Annotated in this window: 17 protein-coding genes and 3 pseudogenes; 6 read left to right on the forward strand and 14 right to left on the reverse strand. The window is 72.0% G+C overall.

Annotation, left to right across the window (positions count from 1 at the left end):
* The first annotated feature begins 52 nt into the window (after positions 1 to 52).
* A complete protein-coding gene (locus tag ACIRYZ_RS28800; protein ID WP_402949570.1) occupies positions 53 to 1042 on the forward strand; it encodes a hypothetical protein in 990 nt (329 codons plus the stop codon).
* A 276-nt stretch (positions 1043 to 1318) separates the two neighbouring features.
* Here the strand turns inward: ACIRYZ_RS28800 and ACIRYZ_RS28805 are convergent, their stop codons facing one another.
* From ACIRYZ_RS28805 to ACIRYZ_RS28830, 6 genes are all read right to left on the reverse strand, one after another.
* Positions 1319 to 1510 carry a helix-turn-helix transcriptional regulator gene (locus ACIRYZ_RS28805; protein WP_402949572.1) on the reverse strand — a complete coding sequence of 64 codons (192 nt, stop codon included), beginning with the start codon at positions 1508 to 1510 and terminating at the stop codon, positions 1319 to 1321.
* Between the two features lie 66 nt (positions 1511 to 1576).
* Complete coding sequence (locus ACIRYZ_RS28810; RefSeq protein ID WP_402949575.1) at positions 1577 to 2206, reverse strand: SDR family NAD(P)-dependent oxidoreductase; 630 nt, start codon at positions 2204 to 2206, stop codon at positions 1577 to 1579.
* A 175-nt stretch (positions 2207 to 2381) separates the two neighbouring features.
* Positions 2382 to 3935, reverse strand: a complete 1554-nt coding sequence (locus ACIRYZ_RS28815; RefSeq protein WP_402949578.1) for a protease pro-enzyme activation domain-containing protein — start codon at positions 3933 to 3935, stop codon at positions 2382 to 2384.
* Positions 3936 to 4260: 325 nt separating this feature from the next.
* On the reverse strand, positions 4261 to 8157 hold the full coding sequence (locus tag ACIRYZ_RS28820; protein ID WP_402949581.1) for a trypsin-like peptidase domain-containing protein: 3897 nt from the start codon (positions 8155 to 8157) through the stop codon (positions 4261 to 4263).
* A 3-nt stretch (positions 8158 to 8160) separates the two neighbouring features.
* Complete coding sequence (locus ACIRYZ_RS28825; RefSeq protein WP_402949583.1) at positions 8161 to 8508, reverse strand: CU044_2847 family protein; 348 nt, start codon at positions 8506 to 8508, stop codon at positions 8161 to 8163.
* A gap of 614 nt (positions 8509 to 9122) precedes the next feature.
* A complete protein-coding gene (locus ACIRYZ_RS28830; RefSeq protein WP_402949712.1) occupies positions 9123 to 10160 on the reverse strand; it encodes an aldo/keto reductase in 1038 nt (345 codons plus the stop codon).
* Positions 10161 to 10334: 174 nt separating this feature from the next.
* Here ACIRYZ_RS28830 and ACIRYZ_RS28835 point away from each other — a divergent pair, with 174 nt between their 5' ends.
* Positions 10335 to 10973: a TetR/AcrR family transcriptional regulator gene (locus ACIRYZ_RS28835; protein WP_402949586.1), complete on the forward strand. Its 639-nt coding sequence runs from the start codon at positions 10335 to 10337 to the stop codon at positions 10971 to 10973.
* Positions 10974 to 11056: 83 nt separating this feature from the next.
* Here the strand turns inward: ACIRYZ_RS28835 and ACIRYZ_RS28840 are convergent, their stop codons facing one another.
* The 3 genes and pseudogenes from ACIRYZ_RS28840 to ACIRYZ_RS28850 form a co-directional block, all read right to left on the reverse strand.
* Positions 11057 to 11713, reverse strand: a complete 657-nt coding sequence (locus ACIRYZ_RS28840) for a hypothetical protein (RefSeq protein WP_402949589.1) — start codon at positions 11711 to 11713, stop codon at positions 11057 to 11059.
* Between the two features lie 141 nt (positions 11714 to 11854).
* On the reverse strand, positions 11855 to 12892 hold the full coding sequence (locus ACIRYZ_RS28845) for a TerD family protein (RefSeq protein WP_402949592.1): 1038 nt from the start codon (positions 12890 to 12892) through the stop codon (positions 11855 to 11857).
* Positions 12889 to 13122 (reverse strand): annotated as a pseudogene (locus ACIRYZ_RS28850) (hypothetical protein); the annotation flags it as partial. The gene ACIRYZ_RS28845 and the pseudogene ACIRYZ_RS28850, both read right to left, overlap by 4 nt.
* On the opposite strand from ACIRYZ_RS28850, the gene ACIRYZ_RS28855 reads away from it, so the two are divergent.
* Positions 13069 to 14502 (forward strand): pyroglutamyl peptidase, encoded by a 1434-nt coding sequence (locus ACIRYZ_RS28855; RefSeq protein WP_402949594.1) that lies wholly within the window; start codon positions 13069 to 13071, stop codon positions 14500 to 14502. The pseudogene ACIRYZ_RS28850 and the gene ACIRYZ_RS28855 overlap by 54 nt on opposite strands.
* Before the next feature lie 50 nt (positions 14503 to 14552).
* On the opposite strand, the gene ACIRYZ_RS28860 is transcribed toward ACIRYZ_RS28855, so the two are convergent.
* From ACIRYZ_RS28860 to ACIRYZ_RS28870, 3 genes and pseudogenes are all read right to left on the reverse strand, one after another.
* The gene (locus ACIRYZ_RS28860; protein ID WP_402949596.1) at positions 14553 to 14978 is read right to left on the reverse strand and encodes a cupin domain-containing protein; all 426 of its coding nucleotides are present in this window, start codon (positions 14976 to 14978) and stop codon (positions 14553 to 14555) included.
* Positions 14979 to 15108: 130 nt separating this feature from the next.
* Positions 15109 to 15840: a Mut7-C RNAse domain-containing protein gene (locus ACIRYZ_RS28865; protein ID WP_393037446.1), complete on the reverse strand. Its 732-nt coding sequence runs from the start codon at positions 15838 to 15840 to the stop codon at positions 15109 to 15111.
* Positions 15841 to 15997: 157 nt separating this feature from the next.
* Positions 15998 to 16552 (reverse strand): annotated as a pseudogene (locus ACIRYZ_RS28870) (class I SAM-dependent methyltransferase); the annotation flags it as partial.
* Positions 16553 to 16562: 10 nt separating this feature from the next.
* Here ACIRYZ_RS28870 and ACIRYZ_RS28875 point away from each other — a divergent pair.
* Positions 16563 to 16859 (forward strand): annotated as a pseudogene (locus ACIRYZ_RS28875) (TetR/AcrR family transcriptional regulator); the annotation flags it as partial.
* On the opposite strand, the gene ACIRYZ_RS28880 reads toward ACIRYZ_RS28875, so the two are convergent.
* Positions 16856 to 18118, reverse strand: coding sequence for an MFS transporter (locus ACIRYZ_RS28880; RefSeq protein WP_402949600.1), 1263 nt, complete (start codon positions 18116 to 18118; stop codon positions 16856 to 16858). The pseudogene ACIRYZ_RS28875 and the gene ACIRYZ_RS28880 sit on opposite strands and share 4 nt — an antisense overlap.
* 389 nt (positions 18119 to 18507) lie before the next feature.
* Here ACIRYZ_RS28880 and ACIRYZ_RS28885 point away from each other — a divergent pair, with 389 nt between their 5' ends.
* Together ACIRYZ_RS28885 and ACIRYZ_RS28890 are read left to right on the forward strand one after the other, a co-directional pair.
* Positions 18508 to 20895 carry a molybdopterin cofactor-binding domain-containing protein gene (locus ACIRYZ_RS28885; RefSeq protein WP_402949603.1) on the forward strand — a complete coding sequence of 796 codons (2388 nt, stop codon included), beginning with the start codon at positions 18508 to 18510 and terminating at the stop codon, positions 20893 to 20895.
* 30 nt (positions 20896 to 20925) lie between these two features.
* On the forward strand, positions 20926 to 21390 hold the full coding sequence (locus ACIRYZ_RS28890; protein ID WP_393036338.1) for a (2Fe-2S)-binding protein: 465 nt from the start codon (positions 20926 to 20928) through the stop codon (positions 21388 to 21390).
* 47 nt (positions 21391 to 21437) lie between these two features.
* Here the strand turns inward: ACIRYZ_RS28890 and ACIRYZ_RS28895 are convergent, their stop codons facing one another.
* A complete protein-coding gene (locus ACIRYZ_RS28895) occupies positions 21438 to 21848 on the reverse strand; it encodes a hypothetical protein (protein WP_402949606.1) in 411 nt (136 codons plus the stop codon).
* Between the last annotated feature and the right edge of the window lie 142 nt (positions 21849 to 21990).

The following is a 21990-nucleotide window of genomic DNA, read 5'->3' on the forward strand; positions in this document are numbered from 1 at the left end:
CTCGAAAGCCGGATTTACTGCGGGCATGCTCGGCCCCCACCTCGCCACGTCCATGGCGGTCGGCGTGTTCTGGCCGGCCCGTGTGCTCCCGGAGGACGACGGAGCGACCGCCGGGACGGTACCCGGCGGGAGTTCGGGTGCGGCCCTGGCCGCCCAGCTGTCCGCCGTCTTCCCCGGTGCGGATCAGTGCCAGACCCTCCAGGTGATCGGCGATGCGGTGGACAATCCCAGAGCGCCGGTGTCAGGTGCCGGAGGCATCTTCAACGAGGCTGGTGCCCTGTTGACCCCCCAGAAGGCCGACTACGACGAGGACGCACCGTTGGGAAGGCCGGACCGGATCGGTGTGGACATCGAAAAGCTCGCGGAGCACGTATGCGGTAGCGCCCTGGATGTACTGCGATTGTTCACCTATGCCGAGATGAAGAACCGAGCGGGTGTCGTGGGCCAGGCTGGGCTAGGCCCGCTGCTCCTTCGCCTGGGCCAGGACGCGCGGGTCAGGATTCATCTGATGGGCCACAGCTTCGGGGCCCGGCTCGTCGCGCACTCGCTTGCCGGACTGGGGCCGGCCCAGGATGCGCAGGACACTCCGATCAAGTCACTGGTGCTGATTCAGGGGGCGTTCTCGCATTTTTCGTTCGCGTCCGCGATCATCTACTGCCCCGAACCGGGCACGGCCGGGGCACTCGCCCCGCTCGCCGGCCTGGTGGACGGTCCGCTGCTGGCGACCTTCTCCGCAGCCGACCGGGCGCTCGGCGAGTGGTACCCGATGGCGAGCATGCTCCAGCACGAAGACCTCGCCCTCCTTGACCACCCGGTCTACCGATGGGGTGCCATGGGCCACGACGGCTTCCAGCAGGCGACGGCGGTGACCAGGCCGCTGCAGCGGCAGGGCAGCCGGTACGACCTCGCCAGGGGAGGCTTCTACCGGCTGGACGCCAACGCGGTGATCAACGCGGACCAGTCGAGGTTTTCGGGTGCGCACAGTGACATCTGCCATGCGGAGATCCTCTGGGCCGCGGTGAGTGCGGCAGGGCTCGTCTGACGCTCGCCGCCATGTGGCCCGAACCGGACCTCCCCGAACTCATCGCGCAGCCTCATCGCCAACGTGCCCTCTGGACACACCGCCCGCGCCACCCGCACCGTCTCCGCCGGGATCTCGCCCAGCCCACTCTCCCGCAGCGACACCGACACCCTCCCCAAACGCTACGTCGGCCTTCACACCCACAACCAGGTGGAGAAGACCGACGTCACGGCCAGGGCGGCTATTTACCAACAGTGTCTCGTCGGCGGGTCCTCTCAGCGCTTGATGACGCCATGCTCAGCGTGCAGGCATCTTCTGCTGCTTCACCCACGCCTGCACCTCCGACACCTTGAACTGAAGCTTCGCGTTCCTCCCGCTTCCGAACTTGTACGCGGAGAGACCCAACCGAGGAGCCTCGCGATAGACCCGGGCAAGAGACATGTTCAGATACTCTGCCGTCTGCTTTGCACTCATGAACTGCTCGGGCACGGCTTTCTCCTCTGTTCGGCTGATCCGTGGCAATCATCGAGGACTCGCCGGTTTTGGCCGTGCCGCTTATGTCTGATAATGGGCGCCCATTTCACCGAATTCGTCGACCAGGAACGCCGTCGACGATGTACTGGTCCCCCAAGTCCTGCTGGCCGCCGCCGACCGAGCCGAGGACCTCAATGTCGTCAACATCGTCAACTCCCGCCCCAGGGTGCCGCCGCCCGGAGGTTGAGATGTTGGTGCGGCCGGGACGTGAAACGCGTCCCGGCCGCACCAAGGCGTGATCGTGTGGTGCTCGCCGGTCATGGCGACGGCGCTGGAGATGAAGACCAGTCGGCCGTACTTGCGGCGGAGCATCCCTCGCGAGGCCCGCTTTGCCGCCCGGTAGACACCCACTAGGTTCGTCTGCAGCGTCGCATCGAAGTCCTCTTCGGCCATCCGCAGCAGCAAGGTGTCCCGGGTGATCCCGGCGTTGACGACAAGGATCTCCACCGGTCCATGCTGCTCCTCAACCTCTGCAAAGGCCCGGTCAACCGACTCCGGTGAGGTCACGTCGCACTGCACCGCCAGGAGTCCCTCAACCGCCTGCCCACTGCGGGACGTGACCGCCACACGGTGTCCGTCCGCAGCGAGCTTCCGGGCGACGGCCAGGCCGATGCCTCGGCTTCCGCCTACCACCGGAGCAGAACGGGACATGGGGGGGAACTCATTGAACCGGGACACCACACCAGCGCCCGATGAGCCTGTCGGCCTGTCGGCGGGCCGCCGCGCGTTCACCTGCGCGGCAGGCTTCCACGCTGAGCACGGCCACCTCCTGTCTGCCCGGGCCGGGGTGGCCTGGGGCGGTGGCCCCGGCCCGGGGGGAGCACGGCTACTCGAGCGCTTTCAGCAGTGCGACTCCGTCGGGCACGCCCCAGCCGGTGACTGCGTCGTACCCCTGCTGGGCCGGATAGCCGATCCCCGGTTGGGGGAAGGAGGCGTTGTCGTGGCCGGTGGTGATGTCTCGGAGGGCCGTTTGGCCCATCGGCCGGCCGTTCGTGCCGCGTTGGTAGAACAGGGGCGTGAGGAAGCGATTCTGCTTGTTCCCCGGCAGTAGTGCGTTGATCCGCGCGATGAGGGCGGCCCACAGCGGGGTGGAGGCGCTCGTGCCACCGTTGGGCGCGGAGTGGCCGAAGAGTGTCAGGTCGTAGAACGGCGGGCCGGCCAGCGCGGCGACATCCGGTACCGCCCGTCCCGGCTTGCCGCCCGGGTTCCGGGATTCCACCGACACGTTCTGCTGCCAGTCCGGCGGGTCGAACCTCACGCTGACGCCACCACCGGTTGCGCCTCCCCCTCCGGCGCGGGTGCCGGGTGACACCCACCAGGACTGCTCGCCGCTGTCGTCGATCATCGTGCCGCCCACACTGAGCACGAAGGGGCTGGAGGCGGGGAAGTTGACATGGCAGAGCCCGTCCATCACCTGGTCGCCCGACCCGTCGTCGCCGGAGGAGACGCAGACGGTGATGCCCAGATCCGCCGCGGCGGACAGGCGCTTGTTGATCTCGGTGACCGCGGCATCCGCCCAGTCGGGGTCGTCCTCGGCCAGCCCGTAGCTCACCGACAGAGTCACCGGGCGGTCCTGGAGGACCTGGTCGAGCAGGTCGATCCACCCCTTCTGGTCCCAGGTGGTGAAGTAGACCGAGATCCGGGCCGCCGGACAGAGACCGGCGACGATCTGCACGTCCATCATCACTTCGGGGAGGAACGCTTCCACCGTCTTCTGGTCCTGAAGCGGCAGCCGCTGGATCTCCTGCAGGGTCCGCGCCGGAGTGAAACCCAGGGACACCACGTCGACCTGCGCCTGCGGCAGGTTGTGCTTCGTGGCGAAGGCCTGGAGATCGGCGTCCAGGTAGGCGCCGCCGAACTCGGCGATACCGACCTTCTGATCGCTGCCATCGCCGTCGGGGAAGTTGTACTGCTGCTCCAGGTCGGCCGGTGTGAATGCGCCGTGCGCTCCCGACCCGGGGAACACCGCGCGCCGGGCTACGCGCCGCTGGTCCAGACCGAAGACACCGGTCACGATGTCCTTGAGCTCGGCCGGGATCTTCAGCTCGCCCTCCCGGCCGCGGAAATCCCCCTGGTGGTCGCTGTGGTAGACCCCCAGATTCGTCTGGAAGGCCTTGTTCATGGCCGCGACCGTGCCGCTCATGCCGAGGCTGCCCTGGGCGAGCTTGCTCTCGTCGGCGGTCTCGAGCCCCAGCTGTCCGAGGACGGCCTTCGTCGTCTCGGCGTCCGCCCGCCTCTGCTCGGGGTCCTTGTTGGTCCCCGCCCCCCGCAGGGAGATGGTCACGCTGACCTTGTCCTCGGCGCGGGCGTCCTGCACCCGTCTCGCGTCGCTCTTGACCGGCCGCTTGCTTCCGGCCAGTACCACATGCTGCTGAGGCATTGTTCGTTCCCTTCACCTGGTCCCTGGAGATCGGGCCCGATCCAGAACCCGACCAACCGTCTGTATCCGCACCGTGTCTGGGCTAAGCACATGCGTCGCAGCCGGTCGCCCGTTCAGGTGGGGTGCGGTTGGGTATATGTCAGATGGCCGAACGGCGGGCATGTGCCGAATCGTCCTCGAGCTGCAGACCCTCCTCGCGACCTGGGTGGTCGACCCTTCCGAGCCGGCGTGCAGAGCGTCCGCTCGGTACGGGAGTGACCCGGTGGCCCCGGGGGGGGCGTCCACGTCCCGGGGCCACCGGCGGTCGCTCTCCGATCCCCTGGGTTCAGCCCGGCGGACATACCGGACCGGCTGCCTGGTCCGGCAGGTATGCCGCCCGCTCCTCCCGGGTCAGACCTCGACTGACGGCCCGGCAGATCCGCTCGACCGCTGCGGCGGGTCGGGGGAGGACGATGGTCCGCAGCCGTGCGGTGTCGTCGTAACTACCGGTGGCGATGGTTCTTCCATCGGGGCTGAACGCCGCCGACAACACCATGTCGGTGTGGCCGGTCAGGGTGGCACGGGCTGCGCCGGTGGCCACGTCCCACAGTTTCACGGTGTGGTCGCGGCTGGCGGTGGCGAGGGTCTTCCCGTCGGGGCTGAACGCCGCCGAGAACACCGTGTTGGTGTGGCCGGTCAGGGTGGTGAGGCTCCTGCCGGTGGCCACGTCCCACAGCCGTGCGGTGTTGTCGCCGCTGGCGGTGGCGAGGGCTTTCCCGTCGGGGCTGAACGCCACCGACCAGACCGCACTGGTGTGGCCGGTCAGCGTCCTGAGGCTCCTGCCGGTGGCCACGTCCCACAGCCGAACGGTCCGGTCCGCGCTGCCGGTTGCCAGGGTGTGACCGTCAGGACCGAACGCCACCGAGAACACCGTGTTGGTGTGGCCGGTCAGGGTTGAGCGGGCTGCGCCGGTAGCCACGTCCCACAGTTTCACGGTGTGGTCTCGGCTGGCGGTGGCGAGGGTCTTCCCGTCCGGGCTGAACGCCACCGACATCACCATGTCGGTGTGGCCGGTCAGGGTGGCACGGACCGCGCCGGTGGCCGGATCCCACAGTTTCGCGGTCCGGTCGCCGCTGCCGGACGCGAGGGCTTTCCCGTCGGGGCTGAACGCCACCGACCACACCTCGCCGGTGTGGCCGGTCAGGGTTGAGCGGGCTGCGCCGGTGGCCACGTCCCACAGTTTCACGGTCCGGTCGGTACTGCCGGTGGCGAGGGCTTTCCCGTCGGGGCTGAACGCCACCGACCAGACCGGTCCGGTGTGGCCCGTCAGCATCGAGCGGGTACCCGCATCCCACAGCCGCGCGGTCTTGTCTCCGCTGCCGGACGCGAGGGTCTTCCCGTCGGGGCTGAACGCCACCGAGTACACCTCGCCGGTGTGGCCGGTCAGAGGCGTGCGGGTGGCGCCGGTGGTTACGTCCCACAGCAGTACGGTGTTGTCGGCACTGCCGGTTGCCAGGGTGCGGCCGTCAGGACTGAACGCCGCCGAGACCACCGCGTCACTGTGGCCGGTCAGGGTCAAGCGGGTCGTGCCGGTGGCCACGTCCCACAGCCGTGCCGTGTAGTCGCGGCTGCCGGTTGCGAGGATGCGGCCGTCGGGACTGAACGCCACCGCGTAGACCTCGTTGGCGTGGCCGGTGAGGGTGGCTCGGACAGTGCCGGTGGCCGCGTCCCACAGCCGAACGGTCCTGTCCGTGCCGGCGGTTGCGAGGGTGTGGCCGTCCGGGCTGAACGCCACCGAATTGATCTCTCCGGTGTGGCCGGTGAGGGTGGTGCGGTTCGCGCCGGTCGTCACGTCCCACAGCCGAACGGTCCCGTCGGCGCCGGCGGTTGCCAGGGTGTGGCCGTCGGGGCTGAACGCCACCGAGTAGACCGAGTCGGTGTGACCGGACAGGCGTCGCCGCAGTGGAAGGGACGCGGCATTGTCCAGGCTCTCGACGGATTCGGGAGTGTGGCCGGTGCGGTACGCCTGAACGGCCAGCAGCGAGGCGAGGTCGGGGTTGGTGCTGATGAGGGTGCCGGCCTGGAGGGCGAGCTGCCGGGAGAGGGCCGTCTGCCGTTCGGCGACGGCCGTCCGCTGCTGCCAGACGGCGTATCCCGCAGCGGCGAGTGCGAGGACGAGGACCCCGGCCAGGATCGCATTGAGGCGTCTGCTGCGCCGGATGACGGCCTGCTGGCGCTGCCTGCTGGCGGTGAGGAAGGCGGCGATCCCGCTCGGTAGGCGGCGGTGTCGGGACCATTCGAGGCCTTCCGCGAGCGCCGTCCCGCCGAGCAGGTCACCGGGGTCCTTCTGCTCGGCCCAGCGGGCTCGCCGTTCCCGGGTGTGTTCGAGCCACTCCTGGAAGCGATGGTCCTGGTTGACCCACTGGCGTAGCGTGCCCCAGTCGCGGATGAGCGCGTCATGGATGAGCTCGGCCACCGGCTGCCCGGCCGGGGCGTCGGATCCTACGGGCGCGCGGGGCGTGTAGGTGGTGATGATCCGATGGCCGGTGAGGGCGGCGAGGACGGCGTCGAAAGCTCGCTCGCTGCCCGGAACGGCGTCGGGGTCGGCTGCCAGCTCGCGCAGCTCCCGCAGGGGCACCTGTGCCCGGATGGCCGGAATCTGGTGGCTCGGGTCGGCCGGGCGAACCAGGGAGGTCAGGATCCGCCGTGCGATGGACCGGTGGCCGGGGGCTAGCTGGTCGAGGGCGGTGTCGCACCAGGTGGTCAGGCTTCCGGTGACCGCGCCGATGCGCCGGTAGGCGTCGTGGGTGAGGTAGCCGTCCTGGCGGCCTTGCCAGAGCTGGCTGAGGGCCAGCTCCAGCAGGGGCAGGACGGTGACGGGAGCCTGGCGGGTGGCGGTCCCGTCGGGGGTGGTGGCCAGGACGTCGGTGACGATTTGCTCGGGCAGTCCGGGCTGGAAGCGGGCGCCCACGTCCTGGGCGGGCAGGGTGATGATGTCGCGCAGGTCGTCCTGGCTCAGGCTGCCCGGCACGTTGAGAAGCCCAGGCATCGCTGCGTGCAGCAACTTTTGTGCCAGGGCGGCGAGTTGATGGTAGAAGTCATCGCGCATGACCAGGATCACCTGGAGCCGGGCGATCGAGTCGACCGCCGCGGTGAGCTGGTCCGCGATGGCCAGGCGGCGGTCCGGCCGTCGGCCGTCGGCCGGCTGGGCGAGGAACTCCTCGAACTGGTCGATGATCAGGATGATGCGCTGGTAGCCGGGGTCGGCCGCGAGTCTGCGGGTGACGGCGGTGGCGATCCCGTCGGTGGAGGCCCCGGGGAGCCCGGCGTGTTCGAGTTCGGCCACCAGATCCTGCCTCGGTCTGGCGAGCACGGGTAACCACCTTTCGCTGCCCGGTAGTTCACCCGCGGCGAGGGCGGGTAGGACGCCGGCCTGGATCAGGGACGACTTGCCCGATCCGGAGGGCCCGAGCAGCAGCGTCAGCCGCCTGTGCCGGGCCAGGTTCGCCAGCACCTGCCGTACCGCGTCCCTGCGGCCCTCGAACCACCGAGCCTGCTCCGCGGTGAAGGGCTCCAGTCCCCGGTAGGGGCACACGTCCCGCTCGGCCAGGTCGGGCCGGATCTCCCGCAGTGTCCGCGTCGGTGTGGCATAGGCGATGCCCTGCCCCCGCTCAAAGGCGTCGGGGGCGGTGATCTCGGTGACCATGCCGACGACCAGGCCGGTCACCTCGTCCAGGACCGGGCCGCCACTGAACCCGGTGGTCAGGTCGTTGGCATCGGTCAACTGCAGCAGCGCTCCCCTGCCCGCGCCGGGCGGCAGCAGATCACCGGCCACCCCGAAGCCGAAGTGCCCGCCCGGCGGGGCCTGCGCGGGGAACCCGAACGACCGCACCCGGTGGCCCCGGCAGCCCGCCGCCGCGCCCAACGGCAACGGCTCCATACCCGCAGTGGTCCTGTTCAGGCGCACGACGGCGATGTCGTCGCCTTCCGGGGCACGCCAGGCCTCGTCCAGGGCCCGGCCCTCCACCCGCGGCGCATCGTCCGCGTGTGGGAATACCAGCCGCACCCGCTCACCGGGCCCGCTTCCGGCGGCGGCGACCACGTGCGCGCAGGTGACCAGGAGGCCCTCGGCCACCAGGAAGCCCGCCCCGACCACCTCACCGCCCGCTCCGAGGACCTGGGCCACGGCGGAAAGCAGCCCCGGCGCACGGTCGCCGTCCGGCCCCTTGCCAGCGATGTCCACCGGTCACCCCGGACTCTCGCCCGCGCCCGGGTGGCCGGCCGTATTCCTGTTCCACGTCATGGTCACCATCAGATGACCGGTGGCACCGGCCTTGGTGATCACGGCCCCGGCCTCGACCGCGAGGTCGACGCCGAACGCGACCGTGATCTCGTCGGGGCAGGCCTTGCGCAGCTGGTCGAGGGTGGCCCGCGCCGCCTCGGTGACCGGCTGCAGAGCCCCCTGCAGACTCTCCGGCAGCTCATGGATGGCATCGCCGACACGACCGGCCTTCACCGGCCCCCCCAGCCCTGCCGGGGCCTCGATCAGGACGCAGCCCCCGCCCTCCAACGGCATCCGGGCCAGAGCTGCCACAATCTCCTCCTTCACCCCGTCGCACTCGTCGACACATGGGCCTTCGGGTCTCTCAGACGACAGCGGGCGGTACTGGGCACGTCGGGCCGCCCACAGCTGGGGCTGGGACGCCAGCGCTGTCGGTAGAACTGGCGACTGCGGCGGCTGGGGGCCGGGGGACCGTTCGCAAACGCTCTTCAACTAGGAACCACCGAGCACGTGAACCGCTTACCGGCCCTGAGGACGCATCGCACGCTGCCACCCAGTCATCGTCATCAGTGCCAGTACCTGCCGCACTCGGAGTGGACCGTGTGAATGAAAGCCTCGCCGATGGCCGCCGGGTAGACCGCCCACCTGGTGCGAAACGGGAAGTGACCCCCAGAACTCGTGCAAGCGGTCGCCGGTGGCCGTTGTAGCGCGAGAGATCGCTCACCGAAGTCAACGAGCGGCCGGCCGGATCCCGTGGGGATGGACCCGCACAGGTGAGCTCGACACGCGGGCTCTCAGTGAGAACCGCACCTGCCGAGAGCACGTCATGGCCCGTCCTCCAGCCGCCCTCGGAGGGCACATTCAGGGCACATGGGGGGTAAAAAAGCTGCTGACCAGTGAAAACCAGCGAATACAGTTTTCGCAGGTCAGCCAGCTATCGGCGGATTCAGCCGGGCGAACGCGGCCTGGCGGCGGTACGGGAAGTACGGGTACGGCGCCGTGCGGGCGCTCGCCGCGTCCAGCCGGGCGACCTGCTCCGGCGTCAGCGACCAGCCGACCGCGCCGAGGTTCTGCCGCAGCTGCTCCTCGTTGCGGGCGCCGATGATGACGGAGGAGACGGTCGGGCGGCGCAACAGCCAGTTGATCGCTACCTGCGGGACGGTGCGCCCGGTCTCGGCGGCGACCCCGTCGAGCGCGTCGACCACCCGGTAGAGCAGCTCGTCCTCGACCGGCGGGCCGTAGTCGGCGGTGTCGTGCAACCGGCTGCCGGCCGGGAGGGGATGTCCGCGGCGGACCCGGCCGGTGAGGCGGCCCCAGCCGAGCGGGCTCCAGACCAGGGCGCCGACGCCCTCCTCCCGGGCGAGCGGCATCAGCTCCCATTCGTAGTCGCGGCCGACCAGGGAGTAGTAGACCTGGTGGGCGGCGTAGCGGGGGCGACCGTAGCGGTCCGCGAGGGCGAGGGACTTCATCAGCTGCCAGCCGGAGAAGTTGGAGACGCCGGTGTAGCGGATCTTGCCCGCGCGGACCAGGTCCTCCAGGGCGGCCAGCACCTCCTCGATCGGAGTGCCGGCGTCGTAGGCGTGCAGTTGGAAGAGGTCCAGGTAGTCGGTGCGGAGGCGGCGCAGCGCGTCGTCCACGGACCGGATGAGCCGAGCGCGGGAGGTGCCGGCGTCCTGGGGGCCGTCGCCGAGCGGCAGTCCGGCCTTGGTGGAGATCAGCACCTGGTCGCGGCGGCCGCGGACGGCCTGGCCGAGCACCTCCTCGGAGGCGCCGTCCGAGTAGACGTCGGCGGTGTCGAAGAGGGTGATCCCGGCGTCGATGGCGATGTCGAGCAGGCGGCGGGCCTCCTGGACGTCGGTGGTGCCCCAGGCGCCGAACAGCGGGCCGCGGCCGCCGAAGGTGCCGGTGCCGAGGCTGAGCACGGGGACCTTGAGTCCGGACGCGCCGAGCCGGCGCCACTCCATGCCGGTGCCGACCGCACTGGTGGTGGCCGCTTCCGTGGTGGCCGTGTTCGTGTCGGCCGGGTTCGCGGTTGTCATGACAGCACTCCCCTCGAAGCCCCTAATGGGACTCCCATTCCGTTAGGATGCTTCGAAGCTAGCAGACTCCTCCCGCCTAATGGAACAGGAATCCCGTTAATGGCTGCCGAACCTGTCGACCCCGTCGAGTCCTCCACGCCCGGCACGGTCCGTCCCGGCGGCCGGACCGCCCGGGTGCGCGCCGCCGTCCTGCGGGCCGCCGAGGACGCCCTGGTCGAGCACGGCTTCGGCGGCCTCGACCTCGGCGACATCGCCCAGCGGGCCGAGGTCGGCCGCACCACCGTCTACCGCCGCTGGGGCAGCACCACCGCCCTGGTCGCCGACCTGCTCGCCGACATGGCCGAGCAGTCGCTGCCGCGCACCCGCAGCGGCACGCTCGCCGAGGACCTGCGGGCCAACGCGCGCCTGGTCCAACGCACCCTGGCCGACCACCGGCAGGGCGCGCTGTTCCGTGCGGCGTTCGTGGCGGCGAACGGCGACCCGGGGACGGCCGAGGCCCTGCAGCTGTTCTACCGGCGCCGGGTCGAGGAGTGGGCACCGTGCGTCACCGAGGCCGTCGAACGCGGCGAACTCCCGCCGGACACCGACCCGTTGGAGGTGATCCGGGCCGTCTCGGCGCCGCTCTACTACCGGATGCTCACCACCGCCGAGCCGCTCGACGAGTCCGCCGCCGACCGCGCCGCGGCCGCCGCCGAGGCCGCCGCCCGGGCCGGGGCGTACCGGCGGCAGGGCGGCTGAGGCACCCGAGCGCACCCGGGAACGCCGACGGCCGCACGACGCGCCTGCGTCGTGCGGCCGTTCGGGACCGGGACCGGGACCGGTCAGTCCTCGTCGAACTCCTCGTACTCCTCGCGCAGGTTCTCCAGCAGCCCCACCCAGAGGTCCGACTTGTCCGGCCCCTGGCCCAACTGCGCCACCAGCGCCTCGAATTCGTCCAGCGCGACCTGCGCGTCGCCGTTGACGATCCGCTCCTCGAAGCCGGCCAGCAGCCCCAGCGCGCCGATCACCTCGGGCAGCGAGTCGGCCGCCCAGCCGCCGTGACCCTGCCCGGTGGTCCAACCGTCCGAGTTGTAGATCTCGACGACACCGCACTCGGCGTCGACCATCAGGTGCCGGTCGTCGAACTTGCCGACGCAGTAGGCCAGGCCCGCCGGGGAGTCGTCCTCGGGGTCGCGGGCGTACAGCTCATCGGTGTCCGCCTCCCACATGCCGCGCTCGGGCAGGTCCGCCGAGTCGTAGCCGACGAAGTCCAACTCGACGGCCGGGATGCCGACCTCGGCCAGGAACGCCCGGGCCGCACCCGACTCCAGCCCCTCGGGCAGCGTCTCGGGCCGCCACAGCGTGCCCTCGCCGAAGCAGGACTCCAGCCAGGCCGCCGTGGGGTTCCTGGCGGCGGCCAGCAGCTCGGCGTGCGGCCCGTCGGCCACGTCCGCAGCATCGGTGGCGGCGGTCGCGTCGGTCGCGTCGGTCGCGGTCATCGGTACATCTCCCCCGGTCAGAGCGGCGCAAGGGCCCCATTCAAACGCACCGCACCGACGGCAGGTGTCACCGGGTCAGCTCCTCACGGACAGGACGGCCAGGGCGCCTGCGACGGGAGGAGCCGACCGGAAGAACGACCTCTAGAAGAACGAGTCGTCATCGTCCTCGTAGTAGTTGTTGACGACCACGTGGGGCTCGTCGTCGCTCAGCGCCTCGTTGAGCAGCATGCCGCCGACCAGACCGGCCGCGCCCGCGCCGATCATCGCGCCGGTGCCGAAGCGCCGGCCCTGGTCCTGCTGGCCGGGCACCTGCGGGCGGCCCTGCTGCACGGGCTGGACCTGCTGGACCTGCTGCGGGTAGCCGGCCTGCGGCGGGGTGTAGAACGGCGGGACGGTGGTCTGCACCCGCTGGGCGCAGGCGGCGCAGGCCTCGACCTGGCGCGGCACGCCCCACTGCGGCTGCCACAGCACGGCCGTCGAGCCGTAGCCGTGCGAGGGGTCGAAGAAACACGTCACGGGGGAACTCCCTGTTGCTGGCTGGGTCTTCGGAACGGCGGGCGCCACGGCGGGCACGGCGGGCACGGGAGCCGGGGCGGGCGTCGGCGCGGCGGCGGGTGCGGGCTGCAGCACGTCGACGCCGAAGTCCGTGGCGATGCCCGCGAGGCCCACGGCGTACCCCTGCCCGACGGCGCGGAACTTCCAGTCCGCGCCGTGCCGGTAGAGCTCGCCGAACACCATCGCCGTCTCGCTGCCCGCCTCCGGCCGCACGTCGTAGCGGGCCACCTCGGTGCCGCCGTCCGCGTCGCTGAGCCGGATGTACGCGCCGTGGATCTGCCCGAAGGTCTGCCGCCGCTGCGCCGCGTCGTAGATCGCCACCGAGAAGACGATCTTCTCCACGTCGGCGGCGACGTCGGCGAGCCGGACCTCGATCCGCTCGCGGTCGTCACCGTCGCCGGCGCCGCCCTGGTGGCGGACCGATCCGTCCGGGCTCTGCAGGTTGTTGAAGAAGACGAAGTGCTGGTCCGTGAGGACCTTCCCGGACGCCCCGCAGAGCAGCGCGCTGGCGTCCAGGTCGTACCCGCCGCCGGCCGTCCAGCCGAGGCCCACCCGGACCACTCGCAGCCCGGGGGCCCGCTTGCCCAGGGAGACGTTGCCGCCCTTCGTCAGGGCCACACTCATGGGGTTTCCTCCACCACCGTCCGAAACACGCTGTTCGACCACGACAACGCTGTGGAGATCGAGCCGGTTCCCGGCCGTCGCGTCAAGGCCGGGTCAGCGCCGGGCCGGTACCCGCCGGTGCCGCGCCAGTACCGCACCGGGAGTTCCAGCAGGCCACGGGCCCGCATGGTGGGCCGGTGGCGCAGCTGCCCGACCGGGACGTCCAGGGCGAGCTCGGGGAAGCGGCGGATGGACAGCGGGGCGGGGCCGTCGAAACGGGCGAACTCCTCGACGGCGCGTCAGCCCGGCACTTATTGTCGGTGGACATGACACAGCTTCGCCGTGCCACCAGACACACCATCGACCGTGCCGGACGCACCGTCGGACGTGCCGCCACCCTGACCGCCGCCCTCGCCGGGACACTCGCGGCCCTGCTGGCCCCGGCCACCGCCCACGCCGAACGGGCCGGCTGCCGATCCGTCGCCACCGCGCCCGTGGACGCCGAACAGGCCCGCCTCCAGGACGCCCGGACCGCCGCCTTCACCGAGCACTCCGGCTTCGACGAGCTGCTCGCCGGCTTCCCGGCCGCGCTCTGCGCCGCCCGGAACGCCCACCGCGCCGAGCGGGTGGTGGACGCCTGGGGCCGGGCGCTGTGGCAGGCCGGCGTCGACCGCGCCCAGGGCCGGCGGCCGGGCGGCGCACTGCCCGCCCGCGACGACCGGCCGCTGTACTGGACCAGGCTCGCCATGACCGTCCAACTCGCGCGCTGGCAACCGAAGTTCGACGTCGACCGCGCCGATCTGCGGGCCCGCTTCGAGGACGCCTCACGCGGCCTGGACGACGGCTTCAGCAGTGACCCCGGCATCCGGCGGATCTTCGTCAGCGGCTTCGACCCGTACGGCCTGGACACCGAACCGCGCCGCGCCAACCCCTCCGGCGCGGCCGTCCTGCAACTGCACGGACAGCGGATCATCCTCGCCGACGGCAGCACCGCCGAGGTCCGGGCCGTCGTCCTGCCGGTGCGCTACGGCGACTTCGACGACGGCATCGTGGAACGCGCGTTCGGCCCGCACCTGGTGCCCGGCGCCCAGTCAGCCGACCTGATCACCAGCATCAGCCAGGGCTACCCCGGCAAGTTCACCCTGGAGGCCTGGGCCGGCCGCGCCCGCTCCGCCGACCCGGCCACCGACAACGTGGGCGCCCTCTCCGGCGGCACCCGCGACCACCCGGTCGACGCCCCGGGCCTGGCCGACGGCCCCCAGTTCATCCACACCACCCTGCCCACCGACGCCATGACGGCCGTCCAGCAGCCCTATCCGGTCCTGCTCAACACCCCCGTCACCGAGATCCCCGAGGGCGCCACCACCCCCGTCACCCGCCCCGACGGCCCCACCCCCGGCTCCCGCGCCGTCGCCGGAGGCGGCGGAGGCTACCTCTCCAACGAGGTCGCCTACCGCTCCAGCCGCCTGCGCCTCGACCTCGCCCCCGACCTGCCCGGCGGCCACCTGCACACCCCGGTCCTCGCCGGACTCCCGGCGGACCAGGCGCAGGTCACCTCGCCGGAGTTCGAGCGGAACGAGGCGGCGATCTCCGACCAGGTCGGGGCGATCCTGCGCAGCGCCCGGTTCTGAGGAGCGGCGGCACGGCCGGGGACAACCGGCTCCGATCAGCGTCCGCCGCCTCAGCGGCCGGTCGCCTTCCAGGGGCCGTCCTCGGGCCGCGCCTCGGTGTCCGTCCCCGGCCAGGGCGGCATGGTGACGGCCGTGATCCGCAGCGGGCCGTCACCGTCCGCGTCGGCCCGGAACTGGAAGGCGGTGCCCAGCGGGATCGACACCGCCGTCCCGGGCACGAGCCGGACGGTCTCCTTCCGGCCGTCCTGGCGCCGCCACAGTTCGCCGCTGCCCGTGGTGACCTGCCACAGCTCCTGCACGGTCGCGTGCGACACCGCGCGACTGACCTGCCCGGGGGCGAGTACGAAGACCGCGAGGCTGCCCTGCCCGTCCAGGACCAGCAGCGGGCGGACCTCGGCCCCGTCCGGGGCGGTCACCACGGGGGCGTCATCGACCTCCGCGGTCTCGAAGGGGTGGGGCACTGGCTGATCGCTCATCCGACGACCCGGCCTCTCTCCTCATGACGGAGTTCCTGGGCTCGTCCCCCACCACCGATGAGACCACGACCGTCCGAGGGCCCGCCATACCCACTGACGCGTAGCCGACCCCGCGGGGACCCCCGAGCCGCTACCCCGGGACGCCCCCGAACTCGCGCACGGCGTCGGTGACGATGGCCTCCAGCCGGGCGTGGTGAGCGCCGCGCCAGTAGGCCTGTCCGCAGTCCTCGCACTGGGCGAAGGCGTCGTAGGAGCGCTCGGTGCCGTCCCGGAGCTGCTCGCGCACCGAGGTCTTGGTGACCGTGCGCAACGTGCCGTTGCAGGTGGTGCAGCGGCTCCAGGGGGCGAGCGGCGGGGCGAAGCGGGAGAGCACGTCGCGCAGCTGCTCGGCGGGGCGGTGGCTGTAGACGTACGCGCCGGCCCAGAGTTCGCGGCGGTGCAGCAGGCCGCGGTCGCGGGAGAGCATGACGCGCTGCTCGGCGGCGGAGCGGGCGGCCAGGGCGGCGTCGCCGATGTCCGGGTTCTCGTAGGCGGCGTCGACGCCGAGCAGGCGCAGTCGGCGGGCGAGGGTGCCGAGATGGACGTCCAGCAGGAAGCGCGGCGGGGTGGGCGAGGGCTGCGGCCTGGTCACGGCTTCGACGGTGACGTGCTCGGCGTCGGCCGGGACGTACGAGTCGGGGACGGACCGTCCGTCCACCAGCAGGGCGCCCACCTCGGTGCGCGGGATGCCCAGGGACTCGACCACGTGGCCGAGGGTGGAGGTGCCGTCGGTGCGCAGCGAGGTGCGGCCGGCCCGCCGGGGCGCGGAGACGAAGAGGTGCAGCTCAGGGGCGAAGTCGAGCCAGATCTGGGGCTTGTCCACGCGGCCAGCATGCCAGGGCACGGTGGGCGGGGGCCACCGCTTTCCCGACCCCCGCCCAGGCCGCCGGCACCGCATCCGGCGATCCACTCACCGAGCGGGTGGCAGGCGTCGTGCGTTCGCACTGCCGGCATGGCTTCCCGCCCGGGCGTTCAGCGGATCAAGGGGTGGCGGCACGTACAGCGGTGGTCGCCAGAGTGGTGCAGTGCATCGTGAAGCGGCCGCCCAGAGCGTCGACAGCACGGCCGACCGCGCCCAGGATCTCGGCCAGCCGCTCGGGACCGAGCTGGGTGAGTCTGCCGGTGGTGGGGAGCAGGTCCAGCCATTGGTCGCGCGTGCAGGACTGTTCCCAGTCGAATCGCCACTGTTCCGGGTCGTTGAACTGCCCGGTCTCGCGAATCTTGTCGGCGGTCTTCGCGTACCCCGCTTGGTACATCTCCAGCGGACGTCGAGCCGGCTGGTTGCTGAACGGGGAGTCGGGCGCCACCCGCCGGCAAGCCTCGGCGAACGGCTCGGCCACCTCAACAGGAGGTTCGAATACCTGCCCGAATATCGCCAGGCGCCCGTTCGGACGCAGCACCCGGGCCGCCTTCACGGCGCCGACGACCGGGTCCACCCAGTGCCACGACTGGGCGGCGATCAATGTGTCGAACATTCGGCCGGCCGGCCCCCAGGCTTCGAAGGTGGCCACTTCGACCCGCAGACCGCGGGCCTGCCATCCCGCTCATCACTTCCGGGACGAGTTGCGCGCGCGGCTGCGGCAAGCCAGGCCCGGCGGCGGCATCACGATCCTCGCCCAGGTCGCGACCGCGGTCTCCGCCTACCTGGCCGACGAGCGCGCAATGGGCCGTATCGCGGCCGACGCCGACATCGACTCACTCACCCTCTCACTGGTCGGAGGCGGGCATCTCCTGTTCGCAGACCGCGACCCCGACCCACCGACCACGGCAACCGTCAACAAGCTGGTGACCACGGTGCTCGCCGACGTCGTGCAACGGCGGCCACGCCGGTCGGAGCACTAGCCCTGGGCGGTGGCGACCGCCGGAGCCATCGCCACGCGGTCACGGTCGCTCGCCGCCCAGCGGGCGACCGGGCCCATCGCGTAGCCGGCGGCGAGGAACACCCCGCCGAAGACCAGCCAGCCCGCGAGCCCGCCGTCCAGCAGCAGGGTGGTGAGCAGCAGCGGCCCGAGGGTGCGGGCGACGGCGACGCCGGTGCCGAAGAAGCCCTGGTACTGGCCGATCCGCTCCGGCGGCGCGAGGTCGAAGCCGAGCTGCCAGGAGCCTGCCGACTGCCGCATCTCACCGGCCACCTGCAGCACGGCCCCGCCCACCAGCAGCGCGCCGACCGCCCACACCGGGACGTCCAGCGCGGACAGCCCGCAGACCGCACAGGACAGGAGCAGCAGCACTCCGGCCGCCCGGACGGCCCGCACCGCCGAGTCCAGCCCGGTGACGTCGCGCGCCGCCCGGACCTGGAACAGCAGCACCGCCCCGGTGTTGAGCACGAACAAAGCCGAGCCGAGCCAGCCGAGCCCGGGGGCCCGCTGGGCTATCCACAGCGGGAAGATCAGGCTGAGCAGCGGCATCCGCAGCAGCAGCACGGTGTTGACCAGGGTGACGGCGGCGTAGCGGCGGTCCCGCAGCACGGCCAGGCGCGGGCCGGCGCCCGACTCCGCTTCCGCGGGCGGGACTTCGGGGAGCCGACGGAGCAGCAGCGCACCGGCCAGGAGGCCGAGCACGGTGACGACGAAGGCGCCGAGGTAGGCGCTCCGGGTGCCGATGGTGAGCGCGATGCCGCCGATTGCGGCGCCAACGGCCAGTCCTCCGTTGAGGGTTGACTGGAGATGGGCGAGCAGTCCGGTCCGTTCGGCGCGCGGCACCAGGCCGGCGACCAGCGCCTGCCGGGCGGCGGTGAGTCCGGACTGAGCGGTGGCGTACAGACAGACGGCGAGCAGGAACGGCAGGTAGGAGCGGATCACCAGGAAGACGGCGACCACGGCCGCCGCGCCGAGCGCGAGCGCCACCGCCGTGCGGCGCGGGCCCCGACGGTCGGCGACGTGCCCGAGCGGGACGCCCGCCACCGAGCCGATCGCCCAGCCGACGGCGAGGCCGATGCCCAGGGCCGTCGCCGACATGCCGACGACGCGGGTGAAGTAGAGCGCGGAGCAGGTGTAGTAGGCGCCGTCTCCCAACGCGCTCGCCAACTGGGCGGCGGCAAGGGTGCGCTGGGGGCCGGCGGGGGGCAGCAGGGCGGACCTGGCGACGCTCTGATTCGGCACTTCTCTCCTGTCGGACGGCCGGCGCGCGGGCCGGACGTTCACAACCGCTCGGGGCGGCTCTCAGCGGGGCACCGCCCAGCCTAGGGAACAAGTGGACCCCCTGACAGGTCCATTGATCTTGAATTTTCCTGGTCCAATTGCGCGCTTCGCCGCACCATCGGGCGACCGGTGAACTCCTGTACGACAATGGGTTGTTGATCCAATATTCGCGCCGGGCCGGGCTCGTCCCGGCCGCCGCCCGCGCGGCCGAAGCGCCGTCCGTACCCGCTCCGACTCCCCCGCCCCGGGCGGACGGAGCACCTCCACCACCCGACCGGAGGGCCAAGATTGGCCGTGTTGACCCGTCAGTAACGCCCTCCTATGCTCAACGGCGTTCGCGATCCGGCACCGTGGCCGGGGCCGTCCGTGCCCGCCCGATCCGGCGCCGTCTCCGGCTCGAAGGGTTTCCTCCCATCAGCACCTCCATCGCGCCCCCGGACTCCACCGCCTCGAACGCCACCGCCTCGGACTCCGCCGGCCACCCGGGCGAGGCAGCCGAGCCGGCCGCCGCCGAGGGCACCGGTCGGCGCCGATTCCTCACCTACCTGCTGGCCGCCCCGACCCTCACCGTCGCCGCCCGGCTCGGCCTGGACGCCGCCGCACCCGCCTCCGCCCAGGCCGCCGTACAGGCCGCCGTACAAGCCGCCGCGGCCGCCCAGGACGCTGCCGCGCCACCGCAGTTGCTCGGCCTGCCGGGCATCCCGGACGTCCTCGACCTCGGCGACGCGATGATCCTCGCCGGACTGCCCACCTCGCACCTGCTGGTGCTCGAAATCACCCCCGCCGGGCGTGCCGCGCTCCACCTGCCGCGCCTGGAGGTCGGCCAGGGCCTCACCACCGCGATCGCCATGCTGGTCGCCGAGGAACTCGACGCCAAGCTCACCGACGTGGACGTCCCGCTCTCCGACGGCCGCCCCGAACTGCTCTTCAACCAGCTGACCGGCGGCTCCAACTCGGTGCGCTCGCTGTACGACCCGGTGCGCGCCGCGGCGGCCGCCGCCCGCGCCCGGCTGGTGACCGCCGCCGCCAACCGCTGGAACGTTCCGGCGACCACCCTGCGCACCGCCGACTCCGCCGTCCTCGCCCCCGACGGCCGCCGCCTCGGCTACGGCGAACTCGCCGCCGACGCCGCCGCGGTGGTGCTGCCCGCCGTGCCCGGCACGCCCAAGCCGGCCGACCAGCGGCGCCTGGTCGGCACGCCCACCGGCCGGATCGACGCCCGCGACATCGTCACCGGACGCGCCAAGTACGCCGGGGACCTCCAGATCCCGGGCGCCGCGCCGACCGTGGTCGCCCGCCCGACCACCATCAACGGCACCCTCAAGTCCCTGGATGCCTCGGTCGCCCGCGCCATGCCCGGGGTGCTCGCCGTGGTGCAGATCCCCAGCGGCGTCGCCGTCCTCGCCGAAACCTTCGACCAGGCGCTCAAGGCCTGCGACGCCCTGCGCACCACCTGGAACCCCGGTCCGGTCGCCGACCTGTCCACCGCCGACATCCAGGCCCAACTGCGCGCCGCGCACGCGCCGTTCCTGCTGCCGCCGTTGCTCACCCCGTACCTGGACGGCGAGTTCGACTTCGCCTTCGTCAACCACGCCCCGATGGAGGTGCTGACCGCCGTCGCCGACGTGCGGCCGGGCCGCGCCGAGCTGTGGTTCGCCGCGCAGAGCCCGATCATCGCCCAGCAGACCATCGCCGCCGAACTCGGCCTGCCCCAGAACGCCGTCACCGTCCACGTGGTGCGCGGCGGCGGCTCCTTCGGGCGCCGGCTGTTCTTCGACGCGGCCCTGGAGGCCGCCCAGATCTCCCAGGCCGCCGGCCGCCCGGTCAAGCTGATGTGGACGCGCAACGACGACATGCGCCACGGACGGATGCGCCCCGCCAGCCACCACCGGATCCGCGCCACCTACGGCCTCGGCCAGGTGCTCACCTGGGAGCACCGCGCCGCCACCGTCCGGACCGACCTCTCGCACGGCCTCGGCGAGGCGCTCACCGGGGCCGGGTTCAACCTCTCGCTGGCCGGGCTCAGCCTCGCCCAGGCCTTCTTCCTGCTCACCGAGAAGAACCCGTACAACGTCGGCATCCCCACCCAACTGCTCGCCGAACTGCCGCTGGCCATGCACACCGGCAGCTGGCGCTCGGTCTACTCCGGCATGGTCCGGGTCGCCGACGAGATCATGATGGACGAACTCGCCCGCCGGATGGGCCAGGACGAGGTCGCCTTCCGCCGCGCCCGGGTGCGCGGCGCCGCCGGACAGGCCGTCCTGGACACCGTCGCCAAGGCCGGCGACTGGGGCCGCCCGATGCCGGCCGGCCACGCCCAGGGCGTCGGCTACCACGACGAGAACGGCGGCCGGGTCGCCTACCTGGTCGAGCTGGACGCCTCCGACCGGGCCAATCCCCGGGTCACCAAGGCGGTGGTCGCCGCCGACGTCGGCCAGGTCATCAACCCCCGCGGCCTGGAAGCCCAGTTGAACGGCGCGCTGATCGACGGCATCTCGGTCATCCTGCAGGCGGGCAACCACATCGACAACGGCGCGGTACGGGAGGGTAGTTACGCCGACTTCCACTACGCCCGACAGCGGCACACCCCGCCGGTGGTCGAGATCCACCTGATGCCGCCGAGCGGAGCCCCGGGCGGCGCGGGCGAGTTGGGCGTCCCGGCGGCTTCGGCTGCCGTCGCCAACGCCTACGCGCGCGCGACCGGCACCAGCCCGCGCTCCTTCCCCATCAACTTCTGATCATCCAGAGCCCGAGGATCACAACTCCCCATGCCCACCCACACCTTCGTCCTCAACGGGCAGCCCGTCACCGTCGAGGCCCCGGACGACATGCCGCTGCTCTGGGTGCTGCGCGACAAGCTCGGCGTCACCGGCCCCAAGTACGGCTGCGGGGTGGGCGTCTGCCGGGCCTGCACCAGCCACCTCGACGGCCAGGAGTTCCAGCCCTGCACCCGCTCCGTCAAGGACTGCGAGGGCCACACCGTCACCACCATCGAGGGCCTCGCCGACGGCGACACCCTGCACCCGGTCCAGGAGGCCTGGATCGACTGCGACGTCGCCCAGTGCGGCTTCTGCCAGCCCGGCCAGATCATGACGGCGGTCGCCCTGCTGCGCCGCACGCCCAACCCCACCGACGCGGACATCGACCAGATCCAGAACATCTGCCGCTGCGGCAGCTACCCGCGCATCCGCGAGGCGATCAAGCGCGCGGCGGCGGCCCAGCAGACGCACTGACGCGGGTGCGCCCCGCCCGACGGACGGGCGGGGCACACCGGGTCAGCTCAGGAGCACTGCGGGATGGTCGGCACGTGGAAGTTCCAGTTGCCGTCGGTGTAGGCCCCGTACACGTAGGCCGTCTGGCCGTGGTAGCCGTAGCTGGCGGAGTACACGGTGGTCACCTGGTACCAGACGTCGCCCTGGTTGTTGATGTCCTCACCCGTGGTCCAGCACACCATGTCGACCGCGTCCCCGGAGGACGAGGTCGACCACAGGTCGCCGGCGACCTTGCCCGACCACGAGTACGGCTGCGAGTACACGCCCACGCCGTGGCCGGTGGGGTGGTTGTTGAGGTAGTACCAGCCGACGGCGTTCGCGTCGCCTGCCGACAGGCCGACCCCGGCCGCCGCCAGCGCCACCGCGGCCACCGCGGTGCCGCCCCGGCGCCCGATCTTCTTGAGGATGCCCTTGACCATGCCGATTCTCCTGTCCGGTCGAACCGCTTCAGTGCCGTTCCGTTGACCTCGACGGCGGAGCCAGCTGACCCGATCACCGCCGGTGTTCGGTACCGCCTGACAGGAACTGACAACAGCTGACAGCGTCGGCCGAACAGGCCGT

This window comes from Kitasatospora sp. NPDC101155, from assembly GCF_044768305.1.
Classification (GTDB): Bacteria; Actinomycetota; Actinomycetes; order Streptomycetales; family Streptomycetaceae; genus Kitasatospora.

What these genes read in the sequence shown, in the direction of transcription:
- ACIRYZ_RS28800 (WP_402949570.1), top strand. Translation starts at nt 53, where the DNA reads ATGGCGGTCGGCGTGTTCTGGCCGGCCCGTGTGCTCCCGGAGGACGAC.
- ACIRYZ_RS28895 (WP_402949606.1), bottom strand. Translation starts at nt 21,848, where the DNA reads ATGGTCAAGGGCATCCTCAAGAAGATCGGGCGCCGGGGCGGCACCGCG.
- ACIRYZ_RS28815 (WP_402949578.1), bottom strand. Translation starts at nt 3,935, where the DNA reads ATGCCTCAGCAGCATGTGGTACTGGCCGGAAGCAAGCGGCCGGTCAAG.
- ACIRYZ_RS28840 (WP_402949589.1), bottom strand. Translation starts at nt 11,713, where the DNA reads ATGACCGCGACCGACGCGACCGACGCGACCGCCGCCACCGATGCTGCG.
- ACIRYZ_RS28810 (WP_402949575.1), bottom strand. Translation starts at nt 2,206, where the DNA reads ATGTCCCGTTCTGCTCCGGTGGTAGGCGGAAGCCGAGGCATCGGCCTG.
- ACIRYZ_RS28890 (WP_393036338.1), top strand. Translation starts at nt 20,926, where the DNA reads ATGCCCACCCACACCTTCGTCCTCAACGGGCAGCCCGTCACCGTCGAG.
- ACIRYZ_RS28845 (WP_402949592.1), bottom strand. Translation starts at nt 12,892, where the DNA reads ATGAGTGTGGCCCTGACGAAGGGCGGCAACGTCTCCCTGGGCAAGCGG.
- ACIRYZ_RS28835 (WP_402949586.1), top strand. Translation starts at nt 10,335, where the DNA reads ATGGCTGCCGAACCTGTCGACCCCGTCGAGTCCTCCACGCCCGGCACG.
- ACIRYZ_RS28830 (WP_402949712.1), bottom strand. Translation starts at nt 10,160, where the DNA reads ATGGAGTGGCGCCGGCTCGGCGCGTCCGGACTCAAGGTCCCCGTGCTC.
- ACIRYZ_RS28860 (WP_402949596.1), bottom strand. Translation starts at nt 14,978, where the DNA reads ATGAGCGATCAGCCAGTGCCCCACCCCTTCGAGACCGCGGAGGTCGAT.